This window comes from Xaviernesmea rhizosphaerae, from assembly GCF_001938945.1.
Lineage (GTDB): Bacteria > Pseudomonadota > Alphaproteobacteria > Rhizobiales > Rhizobiaceae > Xaviernesmea > Xaviernesmea rhizosphaerae.
In genome coordinates, this window is the sequence record NZ_MKIO01000019.1 from 140,162 (window position 1) to 166,818 (window position 26,657).

Annotated in this window: 26 protein-coding genes; 11 read left to right on the forward strand and 15 right to left on the reverse strand. The window is 64.6% G+C overall.

The window, feature by feature from the left end:
- Positions 1-248 precede the first annotated feature (248 nt).
- Positions 249-1,253, forward strand: a complete 1,005-nt coding sequence (locus tag BJF92_RS02890) for a polysaccharide deacetylase family protein (protein WP_425356443.1) — start codon at positions 249-251, stop codon at positions 1,251-1,253.
- Between the two features lie 72 nt (positions 1,254-1,325).
- Here the strand turns inward: BJF92_RS02890 and sbmA are convergent, their stop codons facing one another.
- The 4 genes from sbmA to BJF92_RS02910 form a co-directional block, all read right to left on the reverse strand.
- Positions 1,326-2,597: a peptide antibiotic transporter SbmA gene (gene sbmA, locus BJF92_RS02895; protein WP_075633303.1), complete on the reverse strand. Its 1,272-nt coding sequence runs from the start codon at positions 2,595-2,597 to the stop codon at positions 1,326-1,328.
- A gap of 159 nt (positions 2,598-2,756) precedes the next feature.
- On the reverse strand, positions 2,757-3,974 hold the full coding sequence (locus BJF92_RS02900) for a YbfB/YjiJ family MFS transporter (protein ID WP_075633271.1): 1,218 nt from the start codon (positions 3,972-3,974) through the stop codon (positions 2,757-2,759).
- A 22-nt stretch (positions 3,975-3,996) separates the two neighbouring features.
- Entirely contained in the window at positions 3,997-4,755 is a 759-nt protein-coding gene (gene map / locus BJF92_RS02905; protein ID WP_075633272.1) for a type I methionyl aminopeptidase, read from the reverse strand.
- A gap of 118 nt (positions 4,756-4,873) precedes the next feature.
- Positions 4,874-5,923: an LLM class flavin-dependent oxidoreductase gene (locus BJF92_RS02910; RefSeq protein ID WP_075633273.1), complete on the reverse strand. Its 1,050-nt coding sequence runs from the start codon at positions 5,921-5,923 to the stop codon at positions 4,874-4,876.
- Positions 5,924-6,140: 217 nt separating this feature from the next.
- Between BJF92_RS02910 and xdhA the strand changes: the two genes are divergently transcribed.
- From xdhA to xdhC, 3 genes are all read left to right on the forward strand, one after another.
- Positions 6,141-7,613 (forward strand): xanthine dehydrogenase small subunit, encoded by a 1,473-nt coding sequence (xdhA, locus tag BJF92_RS02915; protein ID WP_075633274.1) that lies wholly within the window; start codon positions 6,141-6,143, stop codon positions 7,611-7,613.
- 96 nt (positions 7,614-7,709) lie between these two features.
- Entirely contained in the window at positions 7,710-10,052 is a 2,343-nt protein-coding gene (gene xdhB / locus BJF92_RS02920; protein WP_075633275.1) for a xanthine dehydrogenase molybdopterin binding subunit, read from the forward strand.
- Between the two features lies 1 nt (position 10,053).
- Positions 10,054-10,878, forward strand: coding sequence for a xanthine dehydrogenase accessory protein XdhC (gene xdhC, locus BJF92_RS02925; protein WP_075633276.1), 825 nt, complete (start codon positions 10,054-10,056; stop codon positions 10,876-10,878).
- Between the two features lie 31 nt (positions 10,879-10,909).
- Here xdhC and BJF92_RS02930 read toward each other — a convergent pair whose 3' ends face one another.
- The gene (locus BJF92_RS02930; protein ID WP_075633277.1) at positions 10,910-11,158 is read right to left on the reverse strand and encodes a hypothetical protein; all 249 of its coding nucleotides are present in this window, start codon (positions 11,156-11,158) and stop codon (positions 10,910-10,912) included.
- 50 nt (positions 11,159-11,208) lie between these two features.
- On the opposite strand from BJF92_RS02930, the gene BJF92_RS02935 reads away from it, so the two are divergent.
- Positions 11,209-12,114 (forward strand): LysR substrate-binding domain-containing protein, encoded by a 906-nt coding sequence (locus BJF92_RS02935; RefSeq protein ID WP_075633278.1) that lies wholly within the window; start codon positions 11,209-11,211, stop codon positions 12,112-12,114.
- A 60-nt stretch (positions 12,115-12,174) separates the two neighbouring features.
- On the opposite strand, the gene BJF92_RS02940 is transcribed toward BJF92_RS02935, so the two are convergent.
- Positions 12,175-12,804: a LysE family translocator gene (locus BJF92_RS02940; protein WP_075633304.1), complete on the reverse strand. Its 630-nt coding sequence runs from the start codon at positions 12,802-12,804 to the stop codon at positions 12,175-12,177.
- Between the two features lie 339 nt (positions 12,805-13,143).
- On the opposite strand from BJF92_RS02940, the gene BJF92_RS02945 reads away from it, so the two are divergent.
- Positions 13,144-14,376 carry a urate hydroxylase PuuD gene (locus tag BJF92_RS02945; protein WP_075633279.1) on the forward strand — a complete coding sequence of 411 codons (1,233 nt, stop codon included), beginning with the start codon at positions 13,144-13,146 and terminating at the stop codon, positions 14,374-14,376.
- Positions 14,377-14,378: 2 nt separating this feature from the next.
- Positions 14,379-15,698, forward strand: a complete 1,320-nt coding sequence (gene guaD / locus BJF92_RS02950) for a guanine deaminase (RefSeq protein WP_075633280.1) — start codon at positions 14,379-14,381, stop codon at positions 15,696-15,698.
- A 28-nt stretch (positions 15,699-15,726) separates the two neighbouring features.
- Here guaD and BJF92_RS02955 read toward each other — a convergent pair whose 3' ends face one another.
- The 8 genes from BJF92_RS02955 to BJF92_RS02990 all read right to left on the reverse strand — a co-directional run bounded on the left by BJF92_RS02955 (position 15,727) and on the right by BJF92_RS02990 (position 20,734).
- A complete protein-coding gene (locus BJF92_RS02955; RefSeq protein ID WP_075633281.1) occupies positions 15,727-15,993 on the reverse strand; it encodes a Txe/YoeB family addiction module toxin in 267 nt (88 codons plus the stop codon).
- A 4-nt stretch (positions 15,994-15,997) separates the two neighbouring features.
- Positions 15,998-16,258: a type II toxin-antitoxin system Phd/YefM family antitoxin gene (locus BJF92_RS02960; RefSeq protein ID WP_075633282.1), complete on the reverse strand. Its 261-nt coding sequence runs from the start codon at positions 16,256-16,258 to the stop codon at positions 15,998-16,000.
- Between the two features lie 81 nt (positions 16,259-16,339).
- Positions 16,340-16,699 carry a hydroxyisourate hydrolase gene (gene uraH, locus BJF92_RS02965; RefSeq protein ID WP_075633283.1) on the reverse strand — a complete coding sequence of 120 codons (360 nt, stop codon included), beginning with the start codon at positions 16,697-16,699 and terminating at the stop codon, positions 16,340-16,342.
- A gap of 4 nt (positions 16,700-16,703) precedes the next feature.
- Positions 16,704-17,213 (reverse strand): ureidoglycolate lyase, encoded by a 510-nt coding sequence (locus BJF92_RS02970; protein WP_075633284.1) that lies wholly within the window; start codon positions 17,211-17,213, stop codon positions 16,704-16,706.
- Complete coding sequence (alc, locus tag BJF92_RS02975; protein WP_075633285.1) at positions 17,213-18,247, reverse strand: allantoicase; 1,035 nt, start codon at positions 18,245-18,247, stop codon at positions 17,213-17,215. The genes BJF92_RS02970 and alc overlap by 1 nt, the downstream gene beginning before the upstream one ends.
- A 10-nt stretch (positions 18,248-18,257) precedes the next feature.
- Positions 18,258-18,743, reverse strand: coding sequence for a 2-oxo-4-hydroxy-4-carboxy-5-ureidoimidazoline decarboxylase (uraD, locus tag BJF92_RS02980; protein WP_075633286.1), 486 nt, complete (start codon positions 18,741-18,743; stop codon positions 18,258-18,260).
- 125 nt (positions 18,744-18,868) lie between these two features.
- Positions 18,869-19,789 (reverse strand): allantoinase PuuE, encoded by a 921-nt coding sequence (gene puuE / locus BJF92_RS02985; protein ID WP_075633287.1) that lies wholly within the window; start codon positions 19,787-19,789, stop codon positions 18,869-18,871.
- A gap of 141 nt (positions 19,790-19,930) precedes the next feature.
- Positions 19,931-20,734, reverse strand: a complete 804-nt coding sequence (locus BJF92_RS02990; protein WP_075633288.1) for a DUF1045 domain-containing protein — start codon at positions 20,732-20,734, stop codon at positions 19,931-19,933.
- A gap of 160 nt (positions 20,735-20,894) precedes the next feature.
- Here BJF92_RS02990 and BJF92_RS02995 point away from each other — a divergent pair, with 160 nt between their 5' ends.
- Entirely contained in the window at positions 20,895-21,344 is a 450-nt protein-coding gene (locus BJF92_RS02995) for a PRC-barrel domain-containing protein (protein WP_078057811.1), read from the forward strand.
- Positions 21,345-21,446: 102 nt separating this feature from the next.
- Here the strand turns inward: BJF92_RS02995 and BJF92_RS03000 are convergent, their stop codons facing one another.
- Positions 21,447-22,598 carry an NAD(P)/FAD-dependent oxidoreductase gene (locus BJF92_RS03000; RefSeq protein ID WP_075633289.1) on the reverse strand — a complete coding sequence of 384 codons (1,152 nt, stop codon included), beginning with the start codon at positions 22,596-22,598 and terminating at the stop codon, positions 21,447-21,449.
- A gap of 297 nt (positions 22,599-22,895) precedes the next feature.
- Here BJF92_RS03000 and mnmC2 point away from each other — a divergent pair, with 297 nt between their 5' ends.
- The 3 genes from mnmC2 to BJF92_RS24910 all read left to right on the forward strand — a co-directional run bounded on the left by mnmC2 (position 22,896) and on the right by BJF92_RS24910 (position 26,357).
- Complete coding sequence (gene mnmC2 / locus BJF92_RS03005; RefSeq protein WP_075633306.1) at positions 22,896-23,615, forward strand: tRNA (5-methylaminomethyl-2-thiouridine)(34)-methyltransferase MnmC2; 720 nt, start codon at positions 22,896-22,898, stop codon at positions 23,613-23,615.
- A 328-nt stretch (positions 23,616-23,943) separates the two neighbouring features.
- Positions 23,944-25,479, forward strand: coding sequence for a DEAD/DEAH box helicase (locus BJF92_RS03010; protein WP_075633290.1), 1,536 nt, complete (start codon positions 23,944-23,946; stop codon positions 25,477-25,479).
- Positions 25,480-25,781: 302 nt separating this feature from the next.
- Positions 25,782-26,357, forward strand: coding sequence for a hypothetical protein (locus BJF92_RS24910; RefSeq protein ID WP_143523867.1), 576 nt, complete (start codon positions 25,782-25,784; stop codon positions 26,355-26,357).
- Positions 26,358-26,657: the final 300 nt, after the last annotated feature.

Below are 26,657 nucleotides of genomic sequence, written 5' to 3' on the forward strand. Positions count from 1 at the left end.
GGTTCGCCGGAGGCGGCCGGCCTTTGCGCGTCACCAGCTTCGCGCAGCAACGATGTGGCAAGACAAGGCGGGAAGGACGGCGTCAGCCCCGGCAAGGGCGTGCTCAGCGCGATCAAAGCTTTGCCGTATTGCTGGCCGAAGAGGCCAGGTCTGGACGCCCAGTCCGGACATTCAGTCCGCGCGGGCCCGCCCCCGTCCCTTTCCGCCGTCGCCCTCCCTCAGTTCCTGCCGTGGTTTGCCCGATCTTGATGCACCGCCTGTCTGTCCTGCCCGCTCTCTTCTCCGCCCTGCTGCTTGCCCCGGCAATCGGCACAAGCGCCGAGGCGCCGCGCGGGCCCCAGCTGGTGATCGTCTCCTTCGACGGGGCGCATGACAATGCGCTATGGGCGCGCAGCCTGGCGCTGGCGGAGAGGACGCACGCGCATTTCACCTATTTCCTCTCCTGCACCTTCCTGATGACCCGCAAGGAAGGCGGGCAGGCCTATGTCGCACCCGGCCATGGGCCGGCCCGCTCCAATGTCGGCTTCGCGCAGAGCCGCGAGGAGATCGCCGAGCGGGTGCGCCACATCTGGCAGGCGCATCAGGGGGGCCATGACATTGGCAGCCATGCCTGCGGCCATTTCGACGGCAAGGACTGGACGGCGGCCGACTGGACGCGCGAATTCTCAGCCTTCGAGACGGCGCTGAACGGGGCCTGGGAGGCCGGCGGCATCAAGGCGGAGGAGCCCGAGGACTGGCGACGCTTCGTGCGCGAGGACATCAGCGGCTTTCGCGCGCCCTATCTCTCCACCAGCCCCGGCCTGCTGCCGGCCGAGCGCAAGGCGGGCTTTCGCTATGATGCCAGTCTGGTAACCAAGGGACCGGCTCTTCCGGTGACGGAAGACGGCCTGCCGCGCTTCGGCCTGCCGACCATCGCCGAGGGTCCCTCGTCCCGCCCCGTCATCGCCATGGACTATAATTTGTTCGTCCGCCATTCCATGGGCGTGGAGAACAAGAAGGAGAGCGCGCAATTCGAGGAGCGGGCGCTTTCAGCCTATCGCGCCGCCTTCGAGGCGCAGGTTCAGGGCGACCGTCTGCCGCTGCAGCTCGGCTTCCACTTCGTGGAGATGAATGGCGGGGCCTATTGGCGCGCGCTCGACCGCTTCCTGACCGAGACCTGCGGCAGGCAGGAGGTTGCCTGCGTCAGCTATAAGGAAGCACTGGAGCGGCTGAAGGGCGAAACGGGTCAGCGACCGGCGGTCGGCTCCCTTTGAAGCCCGCACGGATTTCGAGACGCCCATAAGAAAGCTCCGGCGGTGACGCCGGGGCTTTCTTGTCTGGGAAGATCAGGGCGCGGCCGGCGCCTGCTGTTCCCCGCTCTCGCCCTTCAGATAGCGCTCGTCGATCGAGGGCAGCGGCTGATTGTCGATCGCCGCCTCGAAAGCCTTCAGGCGCTTGTGGATCGACAGGAGCTCGATGATCGTGGTCCAGGAATTGACCAGATACTGGAACGAGTTCGACACTTGGCCGAAGGCCGTGGCGATCTGCTGGTAGATGCCATAGGTGATCTTGCCGGCAACGATGGTCGGCACCAGCATGAAGGTGACGAAGAGCCCGTCGGCCTGCAGATAGAAATAGCGGGCGACGTTGAAATAGAGATAGTGGAAATACATGCGGAAGTAGTTGCGCCGCACATTGGAGAAGAGTTCCGCCACTGTCGGTGGCTGGGCGCGGTCGGCATGGTCTTCGCCATAGACCAGCTCCTTACGATAGGCGGCCTCGACGCGCTGGTTGCGGAAATGCAGGCCCGGCAGCTTGATGCCGGCGATTGCCAGCAGCGCGGTGCCGAAGATCGACCAGCCGATGGCCAGCCAGAACAGCGTGTGCGGAATCTCGCCGATGATCGGCAGCGTCGTCACATAGGTCGAGAGCGCGAAGAGGATCGGCAGGAAGGCGATCAGCGTCATCACCGAATTGATCAGGCTGACGCCCAGACCCTCGAGAATATTGGCGAAGCGCATCGTATCCTCCTGGATACGCTGCGAGGCGCCTTCGATGTGGCGGACCTTCTCCCATCGCGAGATATAGTAGTCGTTCATCGCATTGCGCCAGCGGAAGACATAGTGGCTGACGAAGAAGTCGGTGATGATCGAGACGAACATGCTGAGAAAGGCGATCTGGCAGAAGACGAGCATCAGCGAGTAGAAATCGCCGACAGTGATGCCCGGCTTGCCCGTCAGCGCGTTCTGCAGCAGGTCCCCGAAGGGGCGGCGCCAGTTGTTGATCGCCACATAGACCTGCACGCCGAAATAGGTGGAAAAGATGATCAGCGCCGAGCCCCAGATCGACCAGTTGATCCACCGGTGATTGCGCGCAAGCACGGTCCAGACGCTGCAGAAGAGCACAGCGGCGACAATGAAATAGGCGTAGAACCACCTGTTATCGGGCGTCACGAAGAAGCCGAGGCCGATCGGCATCTGGCCTTCCGGCGGCGGCACATAGCCGAGCGATGCGCCCCAATCGGCCGCGAAGCCATACCAGAGCGCGATGCAGACCAGCGTCCACAGGATGAGGGAGGTGAAGAACAGCTTCGGCTTGGGGAAGAAGGAATGAAACAAGGCGGCACTCGCTTTGATGCGCACGGTCTCTTGCGTGCTTCGCAGGTGCGTCAAACTAGGCCAGAAAGAGGCGCGAAACAATCGCGCGGACGGGACCTTACCCCGATTTAAGAAAGCCTCGCATGAACGGCGGCGGCGCGGGCGAGAGACGGCGCTTGCTCACCCCTTCAGGCCGGCGCGCACCGAGCCCCCACCGAGAACGAGCAGGAGGGCGGCCAGCCCGAGCGCCGCGGCAGCGGCCAGCGTTGCCGGCGTGTAGCTTCCCGTGTGCTCCACCATCCAGCCGGCCATGAGCGGGCCGATGATCTGGCCGATGCCGAAAGCCGCCGTCATCACCGACAGCGCCTTGCGCTCGGAGCCGGGCGAGAGCGCCCGGCCGATCTGCAGGCCGAAAGCGGTGATCACCATGAACGTAATGCCGAGCAGCAGGCCGCCCAGGATCGGCGCCAGCGGAAATGGCAGGGCGATGGTGAGGATCAGGCCCGCCGCCTCCACCAGCAGCGCCACGAGATAGGTCGTGACCGCGCCCAGCCGCACGAGCAGGGGCCGCCAGGCGAAGAGCGAGACGGCAGCGCTGAGGCCCGTCACCAGCCAGCAGACGAATTCCACGAGCTGCGCATTGCCGCCAGCGTCGGCTTGCCCGCGCACCATGACGACGAGGAAGGTGGCGGTGACGACATAGCCGAAGCCGAACAGGCCATAGCTTAGCGCCACAAGGCCGAAGGCGCGCGACCAGACCAGCGGCCGCTCGCGCGCCGACCCGTCATGGCTGCCGCGCTGGACGCCATCCGGCAGAAACAGTCCGACCAGCGCCGTGCCCGTGATTGCCACCAGGGCGCAGCCGGCCCAGGCCTCGCGCCAGGAGGGCCAGCTGGCATTGGGCCGCTCGGTCACCAGATAGACCAGCAGCGCCGAAAGCGCGATGCCGAGCCCGACGCCGGAAAAATGCACGGACTGGACATGCGGAGTGCCGGCTTCCACCGCGCGGGTCAGCACGATCTGCGACAGGAAGATCATGGCAAAGGCGCTGGCCATGCCCGCAAGAAAGCGCAAAAGCGCAAAGAGCGGCAGCGATGCGGCGAGACTCATGCCGCCGAGCAGCAGGCTGGTGGCAAGCAGTGCCCCGAGGCCGATGGTCTTTTCCCGCCCCTCGCCCCAGCCAAAGCCCGCGAGAACGGCACCGAGAAGATAGCCGACGAAATTGGCCGAGGCGATCAGGCCGGCATCGGCAGCGGATAGGCCTGTCCCGCTCATCATGCCGGGCAGGATCGGCGTGAAGGAAAAGCGGCCGAAGCCCATGGCCACCGCCATGGCAATCGCCCCGGCGCAGGCGGTCAGCGCCAGGCGCAACGAAGCCCTGCCAAGGCCGCCCCTCATCACGCCGCGCCCTTTCCGCCTGTCATGCCGCCACGCTCGGCATGGTGACGATCACCCCGCCATTGCGGGTGGCCACCACGGTGTGCTCAAACTGCACGGTCGGCGCGCGCGGCTCGCTATAGAGCGTCCAGTCGTCCTCCCCGCCCTCCGCCCATTGGCCGCCGAGCGAGAGGAAGGGCTCCACGGTGAAGACCAGCCCGTCGGTGATCACCCGCTTTTCCCGCTTGTCCGGCCAGGTGGCGATCTCGGTGGGCTCCTCATGCAGCGAGCGGCCGACGCCATGGCTCGCCAGATTGGTGATCAGCGTATAGCGGTTCTTGCGCGCGAAACCGCCGATCGCATTGCCGATGGCCGAAAGCGGCTTGCCGGTGCGCACCTCGCCAAGGCCGATGAACAGAGCCCGACGCCCGTCGCGGCACAGCCGCTCGATCGAGGATTTCACCGGCGGCAGGAAGGTGGAGGCGCCGGTATCGGCAAAGAATCCGTCCTTCTCGGCGGAGACATCGATATTGACGAGATCGCCCGGACGCAGCGCGCGGCGGCCGGGAATGCCATGGGCCACTTCCTCGTTGACGCTGATGCAGGTGGCACCGGGAAACTTGTAGGACAGCTCCGGTGCCGAGCGCGCGCCTTCGCGCTCCAGCACCGCGCGGCCGATGGCGTCCAGCTCGGCCGTGGTCATGCCGGGCTCCAGCGCGGCCGTCATCGTCTGCAGCGCGTCGGCACAGATGCGGCCGATCTCTTTCAGCTTCTGAAGGTCGTCGTCATTGTCGAGGGTCATGCTGGTCTCGTCTCTGCTCGGGCCTCTTCGGCCCCTGCGGCGCGGTCCGAAGGGACTATGCCGGTTGAAAGGGCGGCGGCCCGCAAGCTGCGGGTTGCCGGCTCAGGCCGCCCGTTTTTCACGCCGCCGCATCCTTGGCAAGCGCCGCGCGCACCTGAGGCGCCACCTTGGTGCCATAGAGTTCGATGCCGCGCATGATCTGGTCGTGCGGCATCAGGCCGATCGCCATCTGCAGGAGGAAGCGGTCGTTGCGGAAGATGCGGGCATGACGGATGATCTTCTCGGCCACCAGATCGGGATCGCCGAGGAACAGATTGCCATTCGGCCCGCAGGCATGATCGAACTGCGCGCGCGTGGTCGCGCCCCAGCCGCGTTCGCGGCCGATGCGGTTCATCACGGCCGCCTGCGGTCCGTAGAACTGGTCGGCGGCGGCCTCGGTGGTGTCGGCAATGAAGCCGTGAACGTTGACGCTGGTCTTCAGCCGGGAAGGATCGCGGCCGGAGCGGCGCGCCGCCTCGCGATAGAGCTCGAACAAGGGCGCATAGCGCGCCGGTTCGCCGCCGATGATGGCAAGCGCGAAGGGCAGGCCAAGGGCCGCCGCGCGCACCACCGATTGCGGCGTTCCGCCCACCGCGACCCAGATCGGCAGCGGGTTCTGCAGCGGACGCGGGTAGACGCCGCGCCCATGGATGGCCTTGCGCTTGCCGCCGCCCGACCAGTCGACGGTCTCCTTTTCGCCGAGCACGACCAGGAGCTTCAGCCGCTCCTCGAACAGCTCGTCATAATCCTCGAGCTTGTAGCCGAACAGCGGGAAGGATTCGATGAAGGAGCCGCGCCCGGCCATGATCTCGGCCCGGCCGCCGGACACGAGATCGAGCGTGGCGAATTGCTGGAAGACGCGCACGGGATCGTCGGAGGAAAGCACGCTGACGGCGCTGGTGAGTCGGATGCGCTTGGTGCGAGCGGCGGCGGCGGCCAGGACCACAGCCGGCGCCGACACGGCATAATCCGGCCGGTGATGCTCGCCCACGCCGAAGACATCAAGGCCGACCTCATCGGCCAGCGCGATCTCCTCCAGCAGATGGCGGATGCGCTCTTCGCCTTCGGCTCCGCGCCCGCGCGGCGCCTGCGGATCCACGTCCGCGAAGGTATAGAGCCCCAGTTCCATCCTCGCCCCCCTTAGATCAAAAGTCTTCAATGAATGGAGCACACATAAGCGCCTGCGCAGCAAGGCGCCAGTGCCTGCGACAACAATGCACGTCGCGGCGATGCCAGCATAATCCAGGCGTGCGCCCTGCGAAAAGGCAATTGTCACCCGTAGCGCTTTGGGCATAGTCTGACAAAAACAAGACCAGACAGGCAAAAACAAGACCAGACGGGACAGCATGACTGACGAGAGCCGCGCCATCCGCTTCATTCTCAACGACCGAACCGTCACGCTGGACGATGTCGGCCCGACCACGACGCTGCTCGACTATCTGCGCCTGTCGCGCCGCCTGACGGGCACCAAGGAAGGCTGTGCGGAGGGCGATTGCGGGGCCTGCACGGTTCTGGTCGGCCGCCTGGCGGGCGAAGAGCTGGTCTATGAAGGCGTCAATGCCTGCATCCGCTTCGTCGGCTCGCTCCATGCCACCCATGTGGTCACCGTCGAGCATCTGGCGGCGAAAGACGGCGCGCTGCACCCGGTGCAGCAGGCGCTGGTCGATTATCATGGCTCGCAATGCGGCTTCTGCACGCCGGGCTTCGTCATGTCGCTCTATGGTCTGTGGCTGTCCAAGGACAGGCCCGGCCGGGCCGATATCGAGAAGGCGCTGCAGGGCAATCTCTGTCGATGCACCGGCTACGAGCCGATCGTGCGCGCGGCGGAAGCCGTGGGCGCGGCCCGTCCCGATGCCGTCTTCGACCCGATCCTCTCCATGCGCGACCGGGTGAGGACCGAGCTCAAGGCGATCAAGACAGGCGAGACCATCGTCATCGGCGAAGGACAGCGGCTCGTCGTTCCCGGCAGCGTCGCCGCGCTTGCCAAGGTGCTCGAAAACCATCCGCAGGCGACCATCGTCGCCGGCTCCACCGATGTGGGCCTCTGGGTGACCAAGCAGATGCGCCAGCTTTCCCCCGTCGTCTTCATCAATGGGCTGGACGCGCTGCAGGAAATCACGGAAACGCCCGATGGCCTGACGCTGGGCGCGGGCGTCACCTACTCCGCCGCCTATCCCACGCTTGCGCGACTCTATCCCGCCTTCGGCCGGCTGATCGACCGGATCGGCGGGGATCAGGTGCGAAATATGGGCACGATCGGCGGCAATGTCGCCAATGGCTCGCCGATCGGCGATACGCCGCCGGCCCTGATCGCGCTCGGCGCCCGGCTGACGCTGCGCTCAGCCAAGGGCACGCGCGTGCTGCCGCTGGAGGAGTTCTTCATCCAATATGGCCGGCAGGACCGGCAGCCGGGCGAATTCGTCGAGAGCCTGTTCATCCCGGCCGCGAAGCAAGAGGATCACTTCGCCGTCTACAAGATCTCCAAGCGCCGGGACGAGGATATTTCCGCGCTCTGTGGCGCCTTCCATCTGACGCTCGACGCGCAGGGCAAAGTCGCGACCCTGCGCATCGCCTTCGGCGGCATGGCGGGCACGCCCAAGCGCGCGGCGCAGGCGGAAGCCGCCATGATCGGCCGGATGTGGAACGAAGAGACGGTGGCGCTCGGACAGGCCGCGCTTGCCGGCGACTATCAGCCGCTGACGGACTGGCGGGCGAGTGCGGCCTATCGCAGCCTGACGGCCGCCAATCTCCTGACCCGCTTCCTCCTGGAAACAACAGGGCAAGCGGCCGAACTCACGCGCTTCACCGGCGCCGCCTGAACCGGCGGCACCCGGCGCCGGCCCTAAGGCCGCAGCGCCCCATGCCGCGCCCCGGACCATGCCGCAGCCCTGCGGCCTCAAGAGGAGGACATCGTTATGGATGCCACCGCTTTCGAAGACAAGACCACCGCCCCGCTCTCGGCCCCGATGCACGCCGCCCGCCGGCATGATTCCGCCCACAAGCATGTGGCCGGCTCGGCCGACTATATCGACGACATGCCCGAACCCGCCGGAACGCTGCATGCCGCGCTCGGCATGACCGACCGGGCCCATGCGCAAATCCTGTCGATGGATTTCACCGATGTCGAGAAGACGCCGGGCGTGGTCTGCGTGCTCACCGCGCGCGACATGCCGCATTCCAACGACATCAGCCCCAGCCATCTCGATGACGAGCCGGTTCTGGCCGATGGTCTGGTGCAGTTCCACGGGCAGCCGGCTTTCGCCGTCATCGCCGAGACGCGCGAACAGGCCCGCCGCGCCGCCCGGCTGGCGAAGATCGTCTATCGCGACCTGCCGCATGTGATCGACCCGGCCGAGGCGATCGAACAGGGCGCCCCGCTCGTCACCAAGCCGCTGACGCTGAAGCGCGGCGAGGCCGAAGCGGCACTGGATCAGTCCCCCCGCACACTCAAGGGGCGCATGCGCATCGGCGGGCAGGAGCATTTCTATCTCGAAAGCCACATCGCCTTTGCCATTCCCGGCGAGGATGACGATGTCACCGTCTGGTCCTCCACCCAGCATCCGAGCGAAGTTCAGCACATGGTCTCGCATGTGCTGGGCGTGCCGTCCCATGCCGTTACCGTTCAGGTCCGGCGCATGGGCGGCGGCTTCGGCGGCAAGGAGACGCAGGGCAACCAGTTCGCCGCGCTCGCCGCCGTCGCCGCCAAGAAGCTGAACCGCCCGGTGAAGTTCCGGCCCGACCGCGACGAGGACATGACCGCGACGGGCAAGCGCCATGACTTCGTGGTGGACTACGAGGTCGGCTTCGACGCGGACGGCCATATCCTGGCGGTGAAGGCGAATTATGCAGCCCGCTGCGGCTTCTCCTCCGATCTCTCGGGTCCGGTAACCGACCGCGCGCTATTTCATGCCGATAACGCCTATTTTTATCCGCATGTGCTGCTCACCTCGCAGCCGCTGAAGACAAACACCGTCTCCAACACCGCCTATCGCGGCTTTGGCGGTCCGCAGGGCATGGTCGGCGGCGAGCGGATGATCGAGGAGGTCGCCTATGCGCTGGGCCTCGATCCGCTGGAGGTGCGCAAGCGCAATTTCTATGGCGAGCCGGGCTCGGGCCGCGACCTCACCCCCTATCACCAGGAGGTGGAGGACAACATCATCGCCAGGCTGGTGGACGAGCTGGAGCGCGATGCCGATTACCAGGCCCGCCGCAAGGCCATCCTCGCCTTCAACGAGACCAGCCGGGTGATCAGGAAGGGCATCGCCCTGACCCCGGTCAAGTTCGGCATCTCCTTCACCATGACCGCCTTCAACCAGGCCGGCGCCCTGGTCCATGTCTATCAGGATGGCTCGATCCACCTGAACCATGGCGGCACGGAAATGGGCCAGGGGCTCTATACCAAGGTGGCGCAGGTGATCGCCGATTGCTTCCAGGTCGATCTGGAGCGGGTGAAGATCACCGCCACCACCACGGGCAAGGTGCCGAACACCTCGGCCACGGCCGCCTCCTCCGGCTCGGACCTGAACGGCATGGCCGCCTTCGATGCAGCGCGCCAGATCAAGGAGCGGCTGATCGCCTTTGCCGCCGAGCGCTGGCAGACGACGCCCGACGCCATCCGCTTCGTGCCCAACCATGTGGAGATCGGAACGGAGCGCATCCCCTTCCCCGAACTGGTCAAGCTCGCCTATTTCGCCCGTGTGCATCTCTCCGCCGCCGGCTTCTACAAGACGCCGAAGATCCACTGGAACCGCGAGACCGGGCGCGGCATGCCCTTCTACTATTTTGCCTATGGCGCTTCGTGCTCCGAAGTGTCGATCGACACGCTGACGGGCGAATATATGGTGGATCGGGTGGACGTGCTGCACGATGTCGGCCGCTCGCTCAATCCGGCCATCGATATCGGCCAGGTCGAGGGCGCATTCGTCCAGGGCATGGGCTGGCTGACCACGGAAGAGCTGTGGTGGGACGACAAGGGGCGGCTGCGCACCCATGCGCCCTCCACCTACAAGATCCCGCTGGCCTCCGACCGCCCGAAGATCTTCAACGTCAAGCTGGCCGACTGGTCGGAAAACCGCCAGCCGACCATCGGCCGCTCCAAGGCCGTGGGCGAGCCGCCCTTCATGCTGCCGATCTCGGTGCTGGAAGCCCTGTCGATGGCCGTCGCCTCCGTCGATGGCTACCGGCAGTGCCCGAAGCTCGATGCGCCGGCGACGCCCGAGCGGGTGCTGATGGCGGTGGAGCGGCTGAAGCGAGGCTGAGATGGACGGGCTCGCCGCCTTCCTCGCCGCCAACCGCGATCTCGCTCTCGTGGAGATCCTCGCGGTCAAGGGTTCGGCCCCGCGCGAGACCGACGCCTTCATGCTGGTCGGACGCGACACGCTGTTCGGCACGATCGGCGGCGGGCAGCTCGAATATCTGGCCATTGACGAAGCGCGGCGCCTGCTCGACGGCGATGGGACGGAACGGCTGCGCGATGTCGCGCTCGGGCCGGCGATCGGACAGTGCTGCGGCGGTCGCGTCAGCCTCCGGCTCTCCCGGCTGGAGGAGACCGACCGTGTACCCCTGATGGCGCGGATCGCGGCGGAGGCACGAACCCTGCCCGAGGTCTGGCTGTTCGGCGCGGGCCATGTCGGCAAGGCGCTGGCCTCGGCGCTCGCGCCCCTGCCCTTTCTCACCCGCGTGGTCGAGACCCGCGCGGAGGAACTGCGTGGCTTGCCACAGGGGATCGACGCCCGCCTGACCGCCCTGCCCGAAGCGGAAGTCGATCGGGCCGCGCCCGGAGCGGCGATCGTTATCCTTACCCACGACCATGCGTTGGACTTTCTGATCGCCACCCGCGCATTGCAGCGCGGCGATCTCGCCTATGTCGGCATGATCGGCTCGGCGACCAAGAAGGCCACCTTCCGCCGCTATGCCGCCGGCGAGGGCCTGTCGCCGCAGGAGATCGCCCGATTGACCCTGCCGATCGGCGGCAGCGCGGTGCGCGACAAGCGCCCGGCCGTCATCGCCGCGCTGACGGCGGCGGAACTCCTCACCGTCCAATCAAGGGCGAAAAATCCCGTCGAAATCGTAGCGAGGGGCTGAGCGGCCCCAGATCCAGGCGCGAGCATCGGCATCAGAAACGCTGATCGTCCGGCGGCGGATCACGCCCGTCCATCAGCCCGATATCGCGCTTGAGATGATCCTGCATCACCTCCAGATCCAGCCGCGCGCCGCGGCGGCCGCGCCAGCGCAGGATTTGCGCGAGGAAGCCCACAAAGCTCGGCGCGCCGGACGCCTTGTCAGGGCAATGTGTTTGCGTTGCGAGCCAGGTCATCTTCCCATCCGCCATCAGAAAAACTGCTTGCAGCTTGCGCGCGGACATGGTGAAACGCCAATGCAATCTCTTGACCCTGCCATCAGGTGGACTGATCCATGAAAATCTCCCGTCAGGTTCCGCTGCATGCTCTGAGGGTGTTCGAGGCCGTCGCGCGGCTGCAGAGTTTCACCCGCGCCGGCGAGGAGCTGGCGCTGACGCAGACGGCGGTGAGCTATCAGATCAAGCTGTTGGAGGATCATCTGGGCGAGCCGGTCTTCCTGCGCCGCCCGCGCCAGATCGTGCTGACCGAGGCGGGCGAGCGCATGCTGCCTAAGATCGTGCAGGGGCTGGATCTGCTGGCCGATGCGCTGGCGTCCGCCCGCGCGCCGGCCGAGGAGGTGCTGCTGATCCATTCGCCGCCGACCTTCGCCCAGCAATGGCTGACCTACAATCTCGGCCGCTTCCACATGCTGCAGCCCTCGATCGCCGTGCGGCTGAAGGCAGCCGGCGAAACGATCGATTTCGACCGCACGCCCGGCGATATCGCCATTCGCTGGGGCCGAGGCGACTGGCCGGGGCTCTCAGCGCACTTCCTCATGTGTTTGGATTTTTCCCCGGTGCTGAGCCCCGCGCTGGCCGAGAGCATAGGCGGCGTGACGACACCGGCCGATCTGCTGAAGCTGCCGATCATCAGCCCGACGGATCCCTGGTGGCGTCTGTGGTTTGCCGCCGCCGGCGTCGATTCCTCCGAGCTCGCGCAACGGCCCAAGAATGATTTCGGCATCCAGTCGCTCGATGCCGGCGCGGCCATGGCCGGCCAGGGCGTGGCCATCATCAACCCCGGACATTACCACAACGAGATGGCCGCCGGCCTCTTGATCCAGCCTTTCGCGCTGACCTGCAATGACGGGCGGGATTACTGGCTGGTCTACCCGGAGCGGCGGAGCAACCAGCCGAAGATCAAGGCCTTCCGCGACTGGATCCTGGCCGAGATGGCCGCCGAACAGGCCGCAGCGTCTTAGGGTGAAGACGGAGGCCGACGCGTCGGGCCGTGTCCTGCCCCCCAACCCGACCGGCTCGGATCACGCCCGCTGGAAAGCCAGATGCAGGCCGAGGCCGACCAGGATTGTGCCGCCGGCCTTCTGCATCCAGCCGCGGGCGCGGGCGGAACGCTGGAACGCCTTCAGCACCATGCCGGCCAGGAACACGCCGACGAGATCGGCCAGCGTGAAGATCACATTGACGATGACGCCAAGGAGCAGGAACTGCAGCCAGACCGGCAGGCCGGCGCCGGCATCGACGAATTGCGGCAGGAAGGCGAGGAAGAAGATCGCGGTCTTAGGATTGAGCAGCTCGACCGTGACGCTCTGCAGGAACGCCCGTCGCGGCGCGGCCGCCGGCACGGGACGATCCGCCTCATTCTCCGTCCGGCTGCGAAACAGGGCGATGCCGAGCCAGACCAGATAGGCGGCGCCGGCGAGCTTCACCAGCGCATAGGCCATGGGCACGGCCTGCAGCAGCGCCGACAGCCCAGCCGCCGCCGCCACGACATGAAAATAGGCGCCGATATGAATGCCCAGAACCGCCATAAGACCGGCGCGTCGCCCGCCGGCCACCGTGCGCGCGGCGGCATAGAGCATGGCCGGACCGGGAAGGAAGGCGAAGAGCGCGGTGGTGACCACGAAGGCGGCGATGAGATTAAAGGAGGGCATGGGCGGCGGCGCTCGAAGCAGAAGGATGGAACAGGTGTCAAGGACGAGCCGCAGCATGCGCGCGCGGATGAACAAGCGCAAGCAGCGGGAATACCAAGTGTCGGTGGAAGGAAACAGCCGCCGCAGCCTTTCTGTCGCCCTCAAAGAAAACGTCCACATTTAAGTGACTGCTGGCCCTTCCCCCATCCGTTGCTTTTCTGCAAGATGGTCAAGGGGGCTGATGATAGGGCATCTCTGGTGATCCCGGGATCACCGTCAATGACCTATGCATTTTTCGCCGCATTGTCCGACGCCGAAGCGATCGCGCTTGGGATGGACATGCTCTAGCAGGGGTGCTCGATGTACGAATTCGCGATCGCATGGGAATGGTTGACCTTCGCCGTGCGCTGGCTGCACGTGGTAACCGCGATCGCCTGGATCGGCTCGTCCTTCTATTTCATCGCGCTCGACCTAGGCCTTGTGAAGCGCCCGCATCTGCCGCCCGGCGCCTATGGCGAGGAATGGCAGGTGCATGGCGGCGGTTTCTATCACATCCAGAAATATCTGGTGGCCCCGGCCTCCATGCCCGAGCATCTGACCTGGTTCAAATGGGAGAGCTACGCCACTTGGCTGTCCGGCTTCGCCATGCTCTGTCTCGTCTATTATGGCGGGGCCGATCTCTTCCTGATCGACCGGCACGTGCTGGACATCTCCGCCCCGGTCGCCATCCTCATCTCGCTTGCCTCGCTTTCAATCGGCTGGATCTGCTACGATCTCCTGTGCAAGTCGCCGCTCGGCAAGAACACCTGGGCGCTGATGGGCCTGCTCTATGTCGTGCTGGTGGCCATGGCCTGGGGCTATACGCAGCTCTTCACCGGCCGTGCCGCCTTCCTGCATCTGGGCGCCTTCACGGCGACGATCATGTCGGCCAACGTGTTCTTCATCATCATGCCGAACCAGCGCATCGTCGTGGCGGACCTGATTGCAGGGCGCACGCCGGATCCGAAATACGGGCAGATCGCCAAGCAGCGCTCGCTGCATAACAACTATCTGACGCTGCCCGTCATCTTCTTCATGCTGTCGAACCATTATCCGCTGGCCTTCGCCACGGCCTATAACTGGGTGATCGCAGCACTCGTGTTCCTGATGGGCGTGACGATCCGCCACTGGTTCAACACGACGCACGCCCGCAAGGGCCGGCCGACCTGGACCTGGCTCGTCACGCTGATCCTGTTCATCCTGATCATGTGGCTCTCCACCGTGCCGCGCGCCACCGCGCCGGGTGAGGCCGCCGAAACCGTGGCGCCCGCCTTCCAGCGCTTTGCCGACAACGCCCATTTCCCGGCGGTGAAGGAGACGATCTCGACCCGCTGCTCCATGTGCCACGCGGCCGAACCCGTCTATGAAGGCCTTGCCCGGCCGCCGAAGAATGTCCGCTTCGACACCGATGCCGAGATCGCCGCCCATGCGCGCGAAATCTATCTCCAGGCAGGCCGCGCCCATGCCATGCCGCCCGGCAACCTCACCGACATGACCGAAAAGGAACGCGCGCTGCTGACCGCCTGGTTCGAAAGCGCCGTGAAGACCCGCTGACCATGACCCTCACCCTCCTGCGCGGCCGCACGCTCTCCTTCACCCGCCTGCCCCAAGACCTGACCGACACCGGCGCCTTCGCCTATGAGAGCGACGGGGCGGTGCTGGTCGAAAACGGGCTGATCGTCGCAAGTGGCGCCTATGAGCGCGTCCGCGCCGATCTCGGTGCACGCGAGGCGGTCGAGATCGACCATCGCCCGCATCTGATCCTGCCGGGCTTCATCGACACGCATCTGCACTTCCCGCAGATGCAGGTGATCGGCTCCTATGCGGCCAATCTGCTGGAGTGGTTGAACACCTATACCTTTCCCGAGGAATGCCGCTTCGTGGAAAGCGCGCATGCCGAGCGCATCGCCACGCATTTCTTCGACGAGATGGTGCGCCATGGCACGACGACCGCGGTGGCCTATTGCTCGGTGCACAAGGCCTCGGCAGACGCCTTCTTTGCCGAAGCGCTGAAGCGCGACATGCGCATGATCGCCGGCAAGGTGATGATGGACCGCAACGCGCCGCAGGGTCTCATCGATACGCCCGAAATGGGCTATGACGAGACCCGCGCGGTGATCGAGCAATGGCACGGCAAGGGCCGCAACCATGTGGCCATCACCCCGCGCTTCGCCATCACCTCCACGCCGGAGCAGATGTCGGCGGCGCAAGCGCTTGCGCGCGAATTTCCCGACTTGCACATCCAGACGCATCTGTCGGAAAACCGCGACGAGATCAGCTTCACCGCCTCGCTCTATCCTGACGCGGTGGATTATACCGACGTCTATGCCCGTTATGGCCTGCTGGGGCCCAAGACGCTCTTCGGCCATTGCATCCACCTCTCCGAGCGCGAGATGGACGCGATGAGCGAGACCGGCTCGGTGGCGGTGCATTGCCCGACCTCGAACCTGTTTTTGGGCTCCGGCCTCTTCCCGCTGAAACGACTGACGGGCCGCGAGCGGCCGGTGCGCGTCTCCGTGGCCACCGATATCGGCGGCGGCTCCAGCTATTCCATGCTGCGCACCATGGACGAGGCCTACAAGATCCAGCAGCTCCTCAGCGAACGGCTGAACCCCTTCGAAAGCTTCTACCGGATGACGCTCGGCAATGCCGAGGCGCTGAGCCTGGAAGACCGGATCGGCACGCTTGCACCCGGCAGCGATGCCGATCTCGTGGTGCTCGACGTTGCCGCGACGCCGGCCATGGCGCTGAAGGCCGAGGTCATCCGCTCGCTCGCCGACGAACTGTTCCTGCTGCAGACCATGGGCGACGACCGGGCCATCGCGGAGACCTATGTGGCCGGCAAGCCGGCCAAGGCGGGATTGGCCGCGGCGTGAGGCAGGAACTTCAGCCCGATCCTCTGGATCAATAATGAAAGCGGCATTGGATAATCGTCACGGCCTGCTGATCTCCGGCGCCGGAGACCGTGTAGATCAGCCTGTGTTCGCCTGAGATACGGCGGGACCAATAGCCTTTCAGGTTTTGCCGAAGTGGCTCCGGTTTGCCTATGCCTTGGAAAGGATGTCGAAGGATATCCTTTATGAGTTCGTTGACCCGCCCCTGGAGCGTTTGGTCATGTTCCTGCCAATAAAGATAGTCTTCCCAGGCATTTCGATGCCAGACAAGAAGCACTGCGTTATTCCTCGGTCGGTCGCGGTGCTGCCTGGATCAGATTGCGCCCGTGAGACACATCGGCAGCGGCCGACAGCAGGCGCTCTGCATTAACAGGCGAGGACAGGAGATGCAGCGTCTCAATCAGGCTGTCATAATCCCGCTTGTCCACGAGAACCGCAGAATGTCTCCCGCCAACAATCTCAACGGGCTCACCGCCATCAGCCACGGTGTCGAGGAGATCATCGAGATCGCTTTGAGCGGAAACAGCGCTAACACTGCGCATGGCGTCTTCCTTCGTCATCCAGCAACGCAGACGGGTCGCTCAGCCAAAGATGCGATCGAGGCCGGCTGGCGTCAAGCAATCTCAACTCCCCCGATAGGTCGAATAGCCATAGGGCGAGATCAGGAGCGGCACGTGGTAATGCGCCGTCTCATCGGCAATGCCGAAGCGCAAGGGGATCACGTCGAGGAAGGCCGGCTCCGGCAGGGAGGCGCCGAGGCCGCGCAGATAGGCGCCGGCGTGGAACACCAGCTCATAGGTGCCGGCCAGAAAATCGGCGCCGGGCACGAGGATGGCGCCGCCGTCGATGCGGCCGTCATGGTTGGTGACGACGCGCTTGAGGAGCGTGCGGTCCTCGCCCTCGATGCGGTAGAGGTCGATGGCGAGGCCCTCGGCCGGTGTGCCGCGCGCGGTGTCGAGGACATGGGTGGTCAGGCCGGTCATCTTGTCAGGGCTCCGCGATGAGGAAGGGCGTGTCGTAGAAGAACTCTTCGAGATTGTTGCCGGCGCCCGTCCGATCGACCACCAGGAAATCCGTGGCCGCACCCACCGCCATCAGCGGATGATGCCAGACATTGGCGCGATAACTTACGCCCTGATCGCCGCACGCGCGAAAGACGCGCGGCCGCCCGGGCCGCCCGTCTTCGTCCGGCGCCACCACAACGAGCCAGTCGCGCGGGGTCAGCGGCGAAAAGCTCTGCGAGCCCAGCGGGTGACGCTCCATCATGGTCAGGGCATAGGGAAAAGCGCGCGGAGCACCTCGGAAGATATTGAGGATGACGCGCGCATCCTCGCCATAGGCCTCCGCTTCCGCCAGCGCGTGATACCGCTCGGTCGTGCCGCCATTGATCAGCCGCATCGCCGCCGGATCGGCCTGGATCACCGAACCGAAGGGGGCAAAGGCCTCGGCCGTCAAAGGCTCAAGGGTCAGCCGTTCGAGCGCCAAGGGGTCGGCCATCAGGCCTTGACCCCGAACAGCCGCAGCCGGCTGGTGCCGCCATCGGGGAACATGGCGTAGCGCACATGGGTCACCGGGCCGATGTCTGCGACGATATCCGCGCCATAGTCATGGATGTGATCCATGGACAGCTTCTGGCGCGGCAGGATCGGCGTCCAGTTTTCCGAGGCCGCGATTTCCTCCTCGCTGAAGGTATCGCCATGGCCGGGAAGATAGGCGCCGAGCAGGTGGCATGTGTCAGGGAAATTGCCCTTGAAATGCGCCGTATCGACCACGACGCGGCGGATCAGGCCGGGATGGCCGAGGCGGATGATCGCCCAGTCATGGCCCGGTCCGCGGCGGCGGGCGGTTTCCCAGCCATCGCCCATATTGATGCCACGCCCCGGCCCGAGCATCTGGTCCGGCACGCCGTAATGGGCGTTGGACCAGGCGAGCGACTTGGCGCCATTATAGATATAGGCGAGATCGACCTCTTCCTCCGCGCCCACCTTCGACCAGTCGAAATGGGCTGTGCCGTAGACCCTCAGGCGGGCAATGCCGCCATCGGGGAAGATGTGCAGGCGCAGATGCGTATAGACCTTGCCGCCGGTATCGACGGGAAAGAAGTGATGCGCGGCCGCGCCGATGCCGGGCCCGAGCGGCGACTTCGGCAGAATCTCTTCCCAGGAGCTGTCGTCGGTCGGCTCGCCCGCCTCGAGCGCGAGCGCCTCGATCGCGCAGTGCGGCGGGAAATTGCCGGTGAAATGGCTGGTATCCACGTCGAAGCCATGGATGATGCCGGGCATGGCCAGCTTGATCACGCCCCAGTCATGGCCTTCCACGCGCTTGCGCCGGCTTTCCCAGCCGTCCATCCACTTGCCATTGTCATCATAGACATCGGGAAGAAACTTGGCCGGCTCGTCGGCCAGCATGCGCGAAAGCGGCGCGAAAAATTCATCGGTCGCATAGAGCGCTGTCGCGCCGAGGCGGGCGGAGGCGAGGTTGACGGCGCCGATGGTGAAGTCGGGCAGAGAGGTCGGGGTGGTGTCGAACATGTGCGTCTCCTCACGGCAATAGGGCAGCAAGCCGCAGGCCGGCGATCTTTTCCACCTGGGCCAGCGCCGTCTGAAATTCGGTCTCGGCATCATTGCCGATGCGGGCCTCGAAGGCGGCCAGGATATCGTCCTTGCCAAGCCCCTTGACCGCGATGATGAAGGGAAAGCCGAAGCGGCTGGTATAGGCGTCGTTAAGGGCCGTGAAGCGGCCATGCTCCTCGACAGTCAGGCGATCCAGCCCGGCGGAGGCCTGCTCGGCCTTGCTGTCCTCAGTCAGCGCGCCTGCGACCGCAAGCCGGCCGGCGAGATCGGGATGGGCGCGCAGCACGCCGAGCTTCTCTTCCCGCGAGGCGGCGCGGAAAGCCGTGACCATGGCGGCATGCACGCTGTCAGCCGTCAGCGCCAGGTCCGGCTCGGCGGTAATCGCGCGCTCAGCGATGAAGGGCGAGTGTTCGAAGATCCCGCCGAAGCGGGCGATGAAATCGGTCTTGTTCATGCTTGTCTTTCATCCGCTTGCAAGCGGCGCGTCAAGGCCTGCGGTCCGCACGCCGGCCTGCGATCCATGGACAGGTCTTGAGATCCGGTTATAAGCATCTCCGCCATCGGCCTCCGCCGCCGGCCCTACCAGCTGGGCTTGTGATGCGCATGCCAGTGCCGCGCGATCTCGATCCGGCGCGGAATCCAGACATCGCGGTAGGAAAGGATGTACTCGAGGAAGCGGCGTAGCGCGGCGACACGGGCCGGACGCCCGACCAGGCGGCAATGAAGGCCGACCGACATCATCTTGGGCGAACCTTCCTCGCCCTCGCGATAGAGCTCATCGAAGGCATCCTTGAGATAGGTGAAGAACTGGTCGCCCGAGTTGAAGCCCTGCGGCGTGGCGAAACGCATGTCGTTGGTGTCGAGCGTATAGGGAATGATCAGGAAGGGCTTGCCCTGCAGATCCGGCACCCAGAAAGGCAGGTCATCGGAATAATTGTCGGATGAATAGAGGAAGCCGCCCTCTTCCATCACCAGCTTCAGCGTGTTGGTCGAGGGCTTGCCCTGATACATGCCATAGGGCCGCTCGCCGGTCAGCTCGGTGTGGATGCGCACGGCATCGAGAATGTGCTGGCGCTCCAAATCCTCCGGATAATCCTTGTATTCGTGCCAGCGGTAGCCATGCGAGGCGATCTCCCATCCCGCCTCCTTCATGGCCGCCACGGCCTCCGGGTTGCGGGCCATGGCCAGCGTCACACCATAGACGGTCACGGGCAGATTGAGGCCGGTGAACAGACGGTGCAGGCGCCAGAAGCCGGCACGCGAGCCATATTCGTAAATCGATTCCATATTAAGATTGCGTTGACCCGGCCAGGCAGCGGCGCCGACGATCTCGGAGAGCAGGTTTTCGGACGCCGGATCGCCGTCGAGAATGCAGCTCTCGCCACCCTCTTCGTAGTTCAGCACGAATTGCACCGCCACCTTGGCGCCGCCGGGCCAGCGCGCATCGGGACTGTTGCGCCCATAGCCGACGAGGTCGCGTGGATAGGTCTTGTCGATCATGGAACTGCTGCCCCTTCCTGCTTTTTTACCGTGAGGTTAAGCAGCGTCCCGGGGAAAGTCGAGGCGGAAAATGCCGCATTGCGCGGGCCCGGCGACGCAACCGGAAAGCCATGCTTTTTCTGCAAGGCTGAGCGTAAAGGCTCAGCGCGCCGGCACCAGCGCACGCATGGCCAGCGCCACCCGGGTTTCGCCGACCGGGGCCGGCAGGTGACCGTCCTCGATGGGCGCGGCAGTGCGCGGACGCACGCGATGGGCCGGCAGCTTGCCGAGCGGATGCTGGGAATGGACGCGCATCGGCGCGCCGGCGCCGGCTTCCACGAACAGCGCCAGGCTATTGATCTCCAGCGGCGCGAGACAGAAGGGCTCGAAGAAGCTCTGCAGCGCCGTTGCCATGCGCAGCTGCGAGGGCGCAGGGACCGGGCCGGTTACCATCATATGAAAGCGGTAGTCGTCCAGCACGAAGGGATCGCCCCAGCGCAGGAGATTGGCAAACTGCGCGGCGCTCAGCCGGTCGGGGTCGCGCCGCTCGATCTCGGCATCCGACAGCATCGCCCGGAAGGGCTCGAAGCGCTGCAGGATCGTGGCGGCCAGCGCATTGACCTCCGCGCTCGCCCCGGCAGGTGCGAGCATGAAACAGCTGTCTTTCAGCTGCACCGACAGGCGGCCGATGCTGAAGGGCGAAAGCTCGCTGGTGAAGCGCATTAGCGCATAAAGAAGATCGGCCTCGGTCATGCCCTCAGCCAGGCGAAACAGCGGGCGCAGCACGCCGTGAAAGCCGAAGCGGCGCGGAACGGCGGTGAGAAAGGCAAACTCGGCGGTCGAGAAACCGGCGACATGCGGCTGCTCGCACAGCGCGTCCGAATAGGGGTTGCGCCCCAACCAGTCTGCGGCGGCATAGGTCAGCGGATCGCAGACAGATGGCGTGAATCCGATAGCATAGCGCATTGCTGGTTGAAATCTCCGGTGGTCGACACTGCGCTACGCGATTTGCATGACAGGCGCGCGAACGCTGCGTGGAGTTGGTGCGACAACGGAACCAAACCATCGCGAAGTCCATTAGATTGACAGCGCTGTGCCTTGCGCGGCGCTTGCCATGGAGGTTGTCATGATCCTTGAAGACAGCAGAGAGCGCACCACGCCCTTCGCCAGCGCCACCAGCCGGGATGCAGCACTTGAGGGCAGCGATCGTCAGGATGCATCGATCACCGAGACCCATGATCTGATTGCCAGCGACAAGGTCGAAGGCACGGCGGTCTACGGTCTGGGCGGCGAGCATATCGGCACGATTGAGCGTCTGATCCTGGAAAAGCGCAGCGGCCGTGTGGCCTATGCGGTGTTGAGCTTCGGCGGCTTTCTCGGCATTGGCGGAGACCACTATCCGCTTCCCTGGGAAAAGCTGACCTATGATCCGGACCTTAGCGGCTACCGCACCGATCTGACCCGGGAGCAGGTGGAAAACGCCCCGAAGTACCACAGCGACGAAGAATATAAGTGGAACGAGGAAAACGGCCGTCAGGTCTATGACTATTACGGCGTTCCGCCCTACTGGATGTGACGGCCTTCGCAGCCGCATCCGGATGGCTGATGGTCGTCGCGAAAGAAACCCATGTTCAAAGCCCCGCGCCCGCCGCGGGGCTTTTCGCATTGTTGGGCCGAATCAGGTCACGAGCCGGAGATGGGTGGACAGGTGGAAGGATGCCGGCAGATCGAGAGCCTCGCCTCTGATTTCGTCGATCAGTCGGCTCGCCAGATGATGGGCGATGCCGAAGGAGATCTTGAAGCCGCCGCTCAGCGCGAAGAGCCGCGGAAAGTCGGGGTGCCGGCCAACCATCGGCTCACGCCCCACTGCCTTGGGCCTCAGACCCGCCCAGCGCTCCAGGACAGGTGCATCGGCGAGCTCCGGCGCCAGAAGGGCGGCCCTTGTCAGCAGCGCATCCAGCTGTCCGTCTGTCGAGAGCGGATCGTCAAACCGGTCCTCGCTGGTGCTGCCGATGGCCACCTGCCCGCTCTCATGCGGCACGATGTAGAGCCCGTCGGCAAACAGGATCGGCCGCTCGGGATTGATATGGGCATCGAGCAGCGCCGCCTGCCCCTTCACCGCCTGGCCGAGAGCTGCGGCCGGCACCGGCAGGAAGGGTGCGAGCAGAGGAAAGCTTTCCACGCCCGCAGCCAGAACACAGGCCGAAAAGCCAATGCGCAAGCCGGAGGCCGTCACCGCCTTTCCTCCGGCCGGATCGAGTGCCGCCACCCCGTCCGCCTCTATCACGCTGCAGCGCGGATCGGCGCGCAGACGCGCCGCGAGGGCAGCCAGCAGCGCGCGTGGGGCGATGCGCGCGGCGAGCGTCTCCACGGCCACACCATCCGGCGCTTGGCTCGGCGCTGGCCAGCCGGGATGGGCTGCTTGCGGCAGATGGCGCCAGGAATAGGCGGCCGGCCAATGTTGCGCGGCATCGGCCTGATGCTTCAGCGCCCGCTCCACCAGCGCCGGCCGTATCAGCGGCATCACCCGGCCGCAACGCCGATAGCCGCAGGAAAGGCCGGTTTCCGCCTCCAGCCGCGCCACCCCCGCTTCAAGGCTGATCAGCGCATCGCGCTGCAGCGCCTTCTTCTCGTTCCACCGGTCCGGCATATGCGGCATCAGCGCCCCGAGCAGGCCGCCGCTTGCCCCCGCGCCGATCCGCGCCGCTTCGACCAGGCAGACGCTGAGGCCGGCCCGGAGCGCCATGACGGCGGCCCAAAGCCCCATGACGCCGCCGCCGACCACCAGCAGGTCAGCCGAAGGACCGGGGGACGAGGAATGCGGCGCCATGACAGCCTTTCCGCGGACTTGGCCGCTGTTCTTGAATCATCTTGCGAAGCGCTTCACATGCGGCTTTAACCGGCAGCCTCTGCCCCGTCGACGCGCAAACAGGCCTTTTGCCGCGAAAGCGGACTCATTTTCGGCAGAACCGGCGACAAGTCGTGACCGGGACAAGGAAATTTCGACAGTGATGAAGACGATTCGGCCGATTGCGGCCCGGCAGGCCCCTTCCCTTCCCGTTTCAGAGAGCATTTGACGATGACGACCCGCGCGCCCCACCCGACCGACGCCGAAGCGCCTTCCCAGATGCCCGCGCCCGACAGCCAGACGCCCGACAGCCAGACACTCGACTGGTTCGATGGCGACATGCCCTATTCCCGCGAATTCGGCGATCACTTCTATTGCCGCGACGATGGCCGGCTGGAATGTGGCCATGTCTTCCTGGCCGGCAACGGCCTGCCGGAGCGCTGGACGGCGCTGCGCCCGGGCGAGAGCTTCGCCATTGCCGAGCTGGGCTTCGGCACCGGGTTGAACGCGATGGAGACCTGGCGGCAGTGGAAGGCGACAGCGCCTGCCGGCGCCCGCCTCACTTTCACCTCCTTCGAGCGCTTCCCCATGCCGGCTGCCGCCATCGACCGGGCACTGGCGCGCTGGAGCGAACTCGACGCCGAGCGCCAGGCCCTTGTGGCCGCCTGGCCCGAGCGGCCGGAAGGCATCGTGACGCGCGATCTCGCCCCCGATGTCCAGCTCACCGTCATCTGCGGCGCAGCGCTCGACAGTCTCGCGGCGCAGGAGACCCTGTTCGATGCCTGGTATCTCGACGGCTTCGCCCCGTCGCGCAATCCGGACATGTGGTCGGCGGAGCTGATGGCCGCTGTCCATGGCCACACACAGCCCGGCGGGCGCTTCGCCACCTATGCCGCGGCCGGCTTCGTGCGGCGCAATCTGGCGGCGGCCGGCTTTCATGTCGAGCGGCGGCCGGGCTTTGCCGGCAAGCGCGAAATGCTCTGCGGGGAGCGGCGCTGACAGCGCCGGGGAGCGGCCGCCGGCTTGAGGGAATTTCAGCACGCTCTTGACTTTCGCCCGGAAAAGGCCGACATGAGCGCTGTGTTCCCCTCGGCCGTCCGCGTGAGCGTGCCTTGCAGCCAGGAAAGATCTGCATGAGGGGGCAGGCGCTGTTCATAACCTTTTGAAGGGGCTGTCTCCCGGCCTCCGCCAGCGCAAGACGCAGACATCATCAACCCACAAGTTCCCATGTCACGCGGGGTTCTTGACGCCGGATCCGATCGCCGCTGCTCCTCGATTCGAGGAGGCGGGGCGACGCTGATCCCTGGCGCCCCCGAAAGGTATTCCTTTGACCACGTTTTCCGATCTCGGCCTCTCCCAGGATATGGTTGCTCACCTGAGCGCCCAGGGTTTCGCGACCCCCACCCCGATCCAGGCCGAAGCAATCCCGCTGGTTCTGGCCGGCCATGACCTGATCGGTCTCGCCCAGACCGGCACCGGCAAGACCGCCGCTTTTGGTCTGCCGATGATCGAGCGCATGGCCGCCGACGGCAAGCGCGCCGATCCGCGCAACATCCGCGCCCTGATCCTTGCCCCCACCCGCGAGCTGGTGAACCAGATCGCCGCCAATCTGAAGCTCTTCGTCAAGAAGCAGCCGCTGCGCATCGGCGTCGTCGTCGGCGGCGCCTCGGTCAACCGTCAGGCGCAGCAGCTGGAGCGCGGCGTCGAAATCCTCGTCGCCACGCCGGGCCGTCTGCTCGACCTGATCAACCGCAAGGCCGTAACGCTGACCCAGGCGCGCTACCTCGTGCTCGACGAAGCCGACCAGATGCTGGACCTCGGCTTCATTCACGACCTGCGCCGGATCTCCAAGCTGGTGCCGAAGAACCGCCAGACCCTTCTCTTCTCGGCCACCATGCCGAAGTCGATCGCGGAACTGGCCGGCGATTATCTGACCGATCCGAAGAAGGTCGAAGTGACGCCTCCGGGCAAGGCCGCCGACAAGGTGGAACAGTATGTCCACTTCGTTCCCGGCAAGGACCAGAAGACGACGATCCTCAAGCAGACGCTTAACGAGAACCCAGATGGCCGCGCCATCGTCTTCTCGCGCACCAAGCATGGCGCAGAAAAGCTCGCCAAGCATCTGGAAGCCGTCGGCTATTCGGTCGCCTCGATCCATGGCAACAAGAGCCAAGGCCAGCGCGAACGCGCTCTCAAGGGCTTCCGCGACGGCGAGATCAAGGTGCTGGTCGCTACCGACGTGGCCGCGCGCGGCATCGACATTCCGGCCGTCACCCATGTCTATAATTACGACCTGCCGGAAGTGCCCGACGCCTATGTCCACCGCATCGGCCGCACGGCCCGCGCTGGCCGCGACGGCATCGCCATCGCCTTCTGCGCCCCGGATGAAGCCCGCCTGCTGCGCGACATCGAGAAGCTGATGGGCATTTCCATCACGGTTGCCAGCGGCCAGCCGCATGTCGGCGCGCTGCCGGCAGCTCCTGCCCGTGGTGGCCGTGGCCAGCCGCGTGGCGGCCAGGGCCGTGGCGGTCAAGGTCGTGGTGAAGGCGGTCGGGGTCATGGTGATCGGGGCGATCACGCCAATGGCGGCGAACGCCGCAGCCAGGGCGGCGCAGGCCGCCCCCAGGCCGCCCGCGCCCCGAGCCCCTTTGCCGGCGACGAGCTTCTCGATGAAGCCCCGCGCAAGAAGGAACACCGCAAGGGCCAGGGCCCGGCCGCCCAGGCCGCCCATCAGGCCCAGCAGGCCAAGCGCAACAACAACGGCAGCCGCCGCCGCGCCCGCCCCTCCATGGGCGGCGCACCGTCCAACGGCGCTCCCCAGGGCCAGCGCCGCGACGGTGGCGCGCGTCGCGAGGAAGCGTAAGGCTTAGCGGCGCACCGCTACAGGCTGTGGGTTGAATGACATTCGGACGGCCGGGCGAGAGCTCGGCCGTTTGGCGTTTGGGGATCAGTTCAGACGGCTCTGTTGAAAACAGCGTGAGACGCAGCCGTCTGCGACGCCTATTTTTCTAATGACTTATGTTAGCATAAGCGCTTGCTTTGGCGAGCTTATGTCTTCGGATCAGAAATCTTGATTTTTAAACAAGTACAAACCATTCTGTCCAATTTTATGTAAAAACCTTGAAACCTTAGCCGCCGTTCAACGCAAAATTGTGAAGTTTCATCATGGAAAACCCATATTGGCACGAAGATTATAAGCCTCATCTTGTCGATAAGGCAGAGTTAAAAATCTTATGCTTCGATATAAATAATATCGTTACAGCGAGCGCAAGCCAGCAGGGCAGCGGTGAGGTGCTGGAAGAAGGCGAGGAGAAGCCCGGCTTTTCATTTATTGAGCGTTTGATGTATGAAATGGCAGAAGCTGAACTATCAAAAAAGCTCTTACGGCTGGCGCTTCTAGTGAGGACATTCGACGATACGTTACTTAGATCAGATGTGGCGGATGAATATTCGTCATACAAGAAGGAGATAGAAGAACGCAATAACGGTTTTGGCGTCACATTTGAAGGCAAAGATGGCCAAACTAATACAATACGAGAATGCTGTAATAAGATAATACACGCAGATGACGTTCGGCCCGTTTATGACACCGACGATGATAGAGATGACCCCAAGGCTAGATGGGGAATGGACGGCACCTTGGAACTTGAGGGGGAACAAGGAAAAACGGTATGGAGAATATCTATATTCATAATCGATCTTATTGAGGCAATACTAGAATTGATAGATTATCAAAAATAAATTCTTGCTTGAGAAATGATTTAATAAAATCTTACACAAGAACCAATAAATTCTACTCAAAACGCTGGATTTACAATTAAATACATAAAATAATTACTGAATTCTCAGTGATTCAAAAATCGCGAATTTTACAAGGTGTGTTAATTCTGATTTTTTTTCATACACAAACATAAAACTGCAATTTTGATTGCAAGATGCCCACTGACGTAAAATGATCCACTAAGGCGCGTTGACATTCATTTGAGCCGAAGGTGTGCCGCGCGCAGGAAGATCCAGGCCATGAAGCTGACGTCCGTCTTG

Coding starts and splice junctions, on each gene's coding strand:
- BJF92_RS02890 (WP_425356443.1), top strand. CDS start 249: ATGCACCGCCTGTCTGTCCTGCCCGCTCTCTTCTCCGCCCTGCTGCTT.
- BJF92_RS02900 (WP_075633271.1), bottom strand. CDS start 3,974: ATGAGGGGCGGCCTTGGCAGGGCTTCGTTGCGCCTGGCGCTGACCGCC.
- map (WP_075633272.1), bottom strand. CDS start 4,755: ATGACCCTCGACAATGACGACGACCTTCAGAAGCTGAAAGAGATCGGC.
- BJF92_RS02910 (WP_075633273.1), bottom strand. CDS start 5,923: ATGGAACTGGGGCTCTATACCTTCGCGGACGTGGATCCGCAGGCGCCG.
- xdhA (WP_075633274.1), top strand. CDS start 6,141: ATGACTGACGAGAGCCGCGCCATCCGCTTCATTCTCAACGACCGAACC.
- xdhB (WP_075633275.1), top strand. CDS start 7,710: ATGGATGCCACCGCTTTCGAAGACAAGACCACCGCCCCGCTCTCGGCC.
- xdhC (WP_075633276.1), top strand. CDS start 10,054: ATGGACGGGCTCGCCGCCTTCCTCGCCGCCAACCGCGATCTCGCTCTC.
- BJF92_RS02930 (WP_075633277.1), bottom strand. CDS start 11,158: ATGTCCGCGCGCAAGCTGCAAGCAGTTTTTCTGATGGCGGATGGGAAG.
- BJF92_RS02935 (WP_075633278.1), top strand. CDS start 11,209: ATGAAAATCTCCCGTCAGGTTCCGCTGCATGCTCTGAGGGTGTTCGAG.
- BJF92_RS02940 (WP_075633304.1), bottom strand. CDS start 12,804: ATGCCCTCCTTTAATCTCATCGCCGCCTTCGTGGTCACCACCGCGCTC.
- BJF92_RS02945 (WP_075633279.1), top strand. CDS start 13,144: ATGTACGAATTCGCGATCGCATGGGAATGGTTGACCTTCGCCGTGCGC.
- guaD (WP_075633280.1), top strand. CDS start 14,379: ATGACCCTCACCCTCCTGCGCGGCCGCACGCTCTCCTTCACCCGCCTG.
- BJF92_RS02960 (WP_075633282.1), bottom strand. CDS start 16,258: ATGCGCAGTGTTAGCGCTGTTTCCGCTCAAAGCGATCTCGATGATCTC.
- uraH (WP_075633283.1), bottom strand. CDS start 16,699: ATGACCGGCCTGACCACCCATGTCCTCGACACCGCGCGCGGCACACCG.
- BJF92_RS02970 (WP_075633284.1), bottom strand. CDS start 17,213: ATGGCCGACCCCTTGGCGCTCGAACGGCTGACCCTTGAGCCTTTGACG.
- alc (WP_075633285.1), bottom strand. CDS start 18,247: ATGTTCGACACCACCCCGACCTCTCTGCCCGACTTCACCATCGGCGCC.
- uraD (WP_075633286.1), bottom strand. CDS start 18,743: ATGAACAAGACCGATTTCATCGCCCGCTTCGGCGGGATCTTCGAACAC.
- puuE (WP_075633287.1), bottom strand. CDS start 19,789: ATGATCGACAAGACCTATCCACGCGACCTCGTCGGCTATGGGCGCAAC.
- BJF92_RS02990 (WP_075633288.1), bottom strand. CDS start 20,734: ATGCGCTATGCTATCGGATTCACGCCATCTGTCTGCGATCCGCTGACC.
- BJF92_RS02995 (WP_078057811.1), top strand. CDS start 20,895: ATGATCCTTGAAGACAGCAGAGAGCGCACCACGCCCTTCGCCAGCGCC.
- BJF92_RS03000 (WP_075633289.1), bottom strand. CDS start 22,598: ATGGCGCCGCATTCCTCGTCCCCCGGTCCTTCGGCTGACCTGCTGGTG.
- mnmC2 (WP_075633306.1), top strand. CDS start 22,896: ATGCCCGCGCCCGACAGCCAGACGCCCGACAGCCAGACACTCGACTGG.
- BJF92_RS24910 (WP_143523867.1), top strand. CDS start 25,782: ATGGAAAACCCATATTGGCACGAAGATTATAAGCCTCATCTTGTCGAT.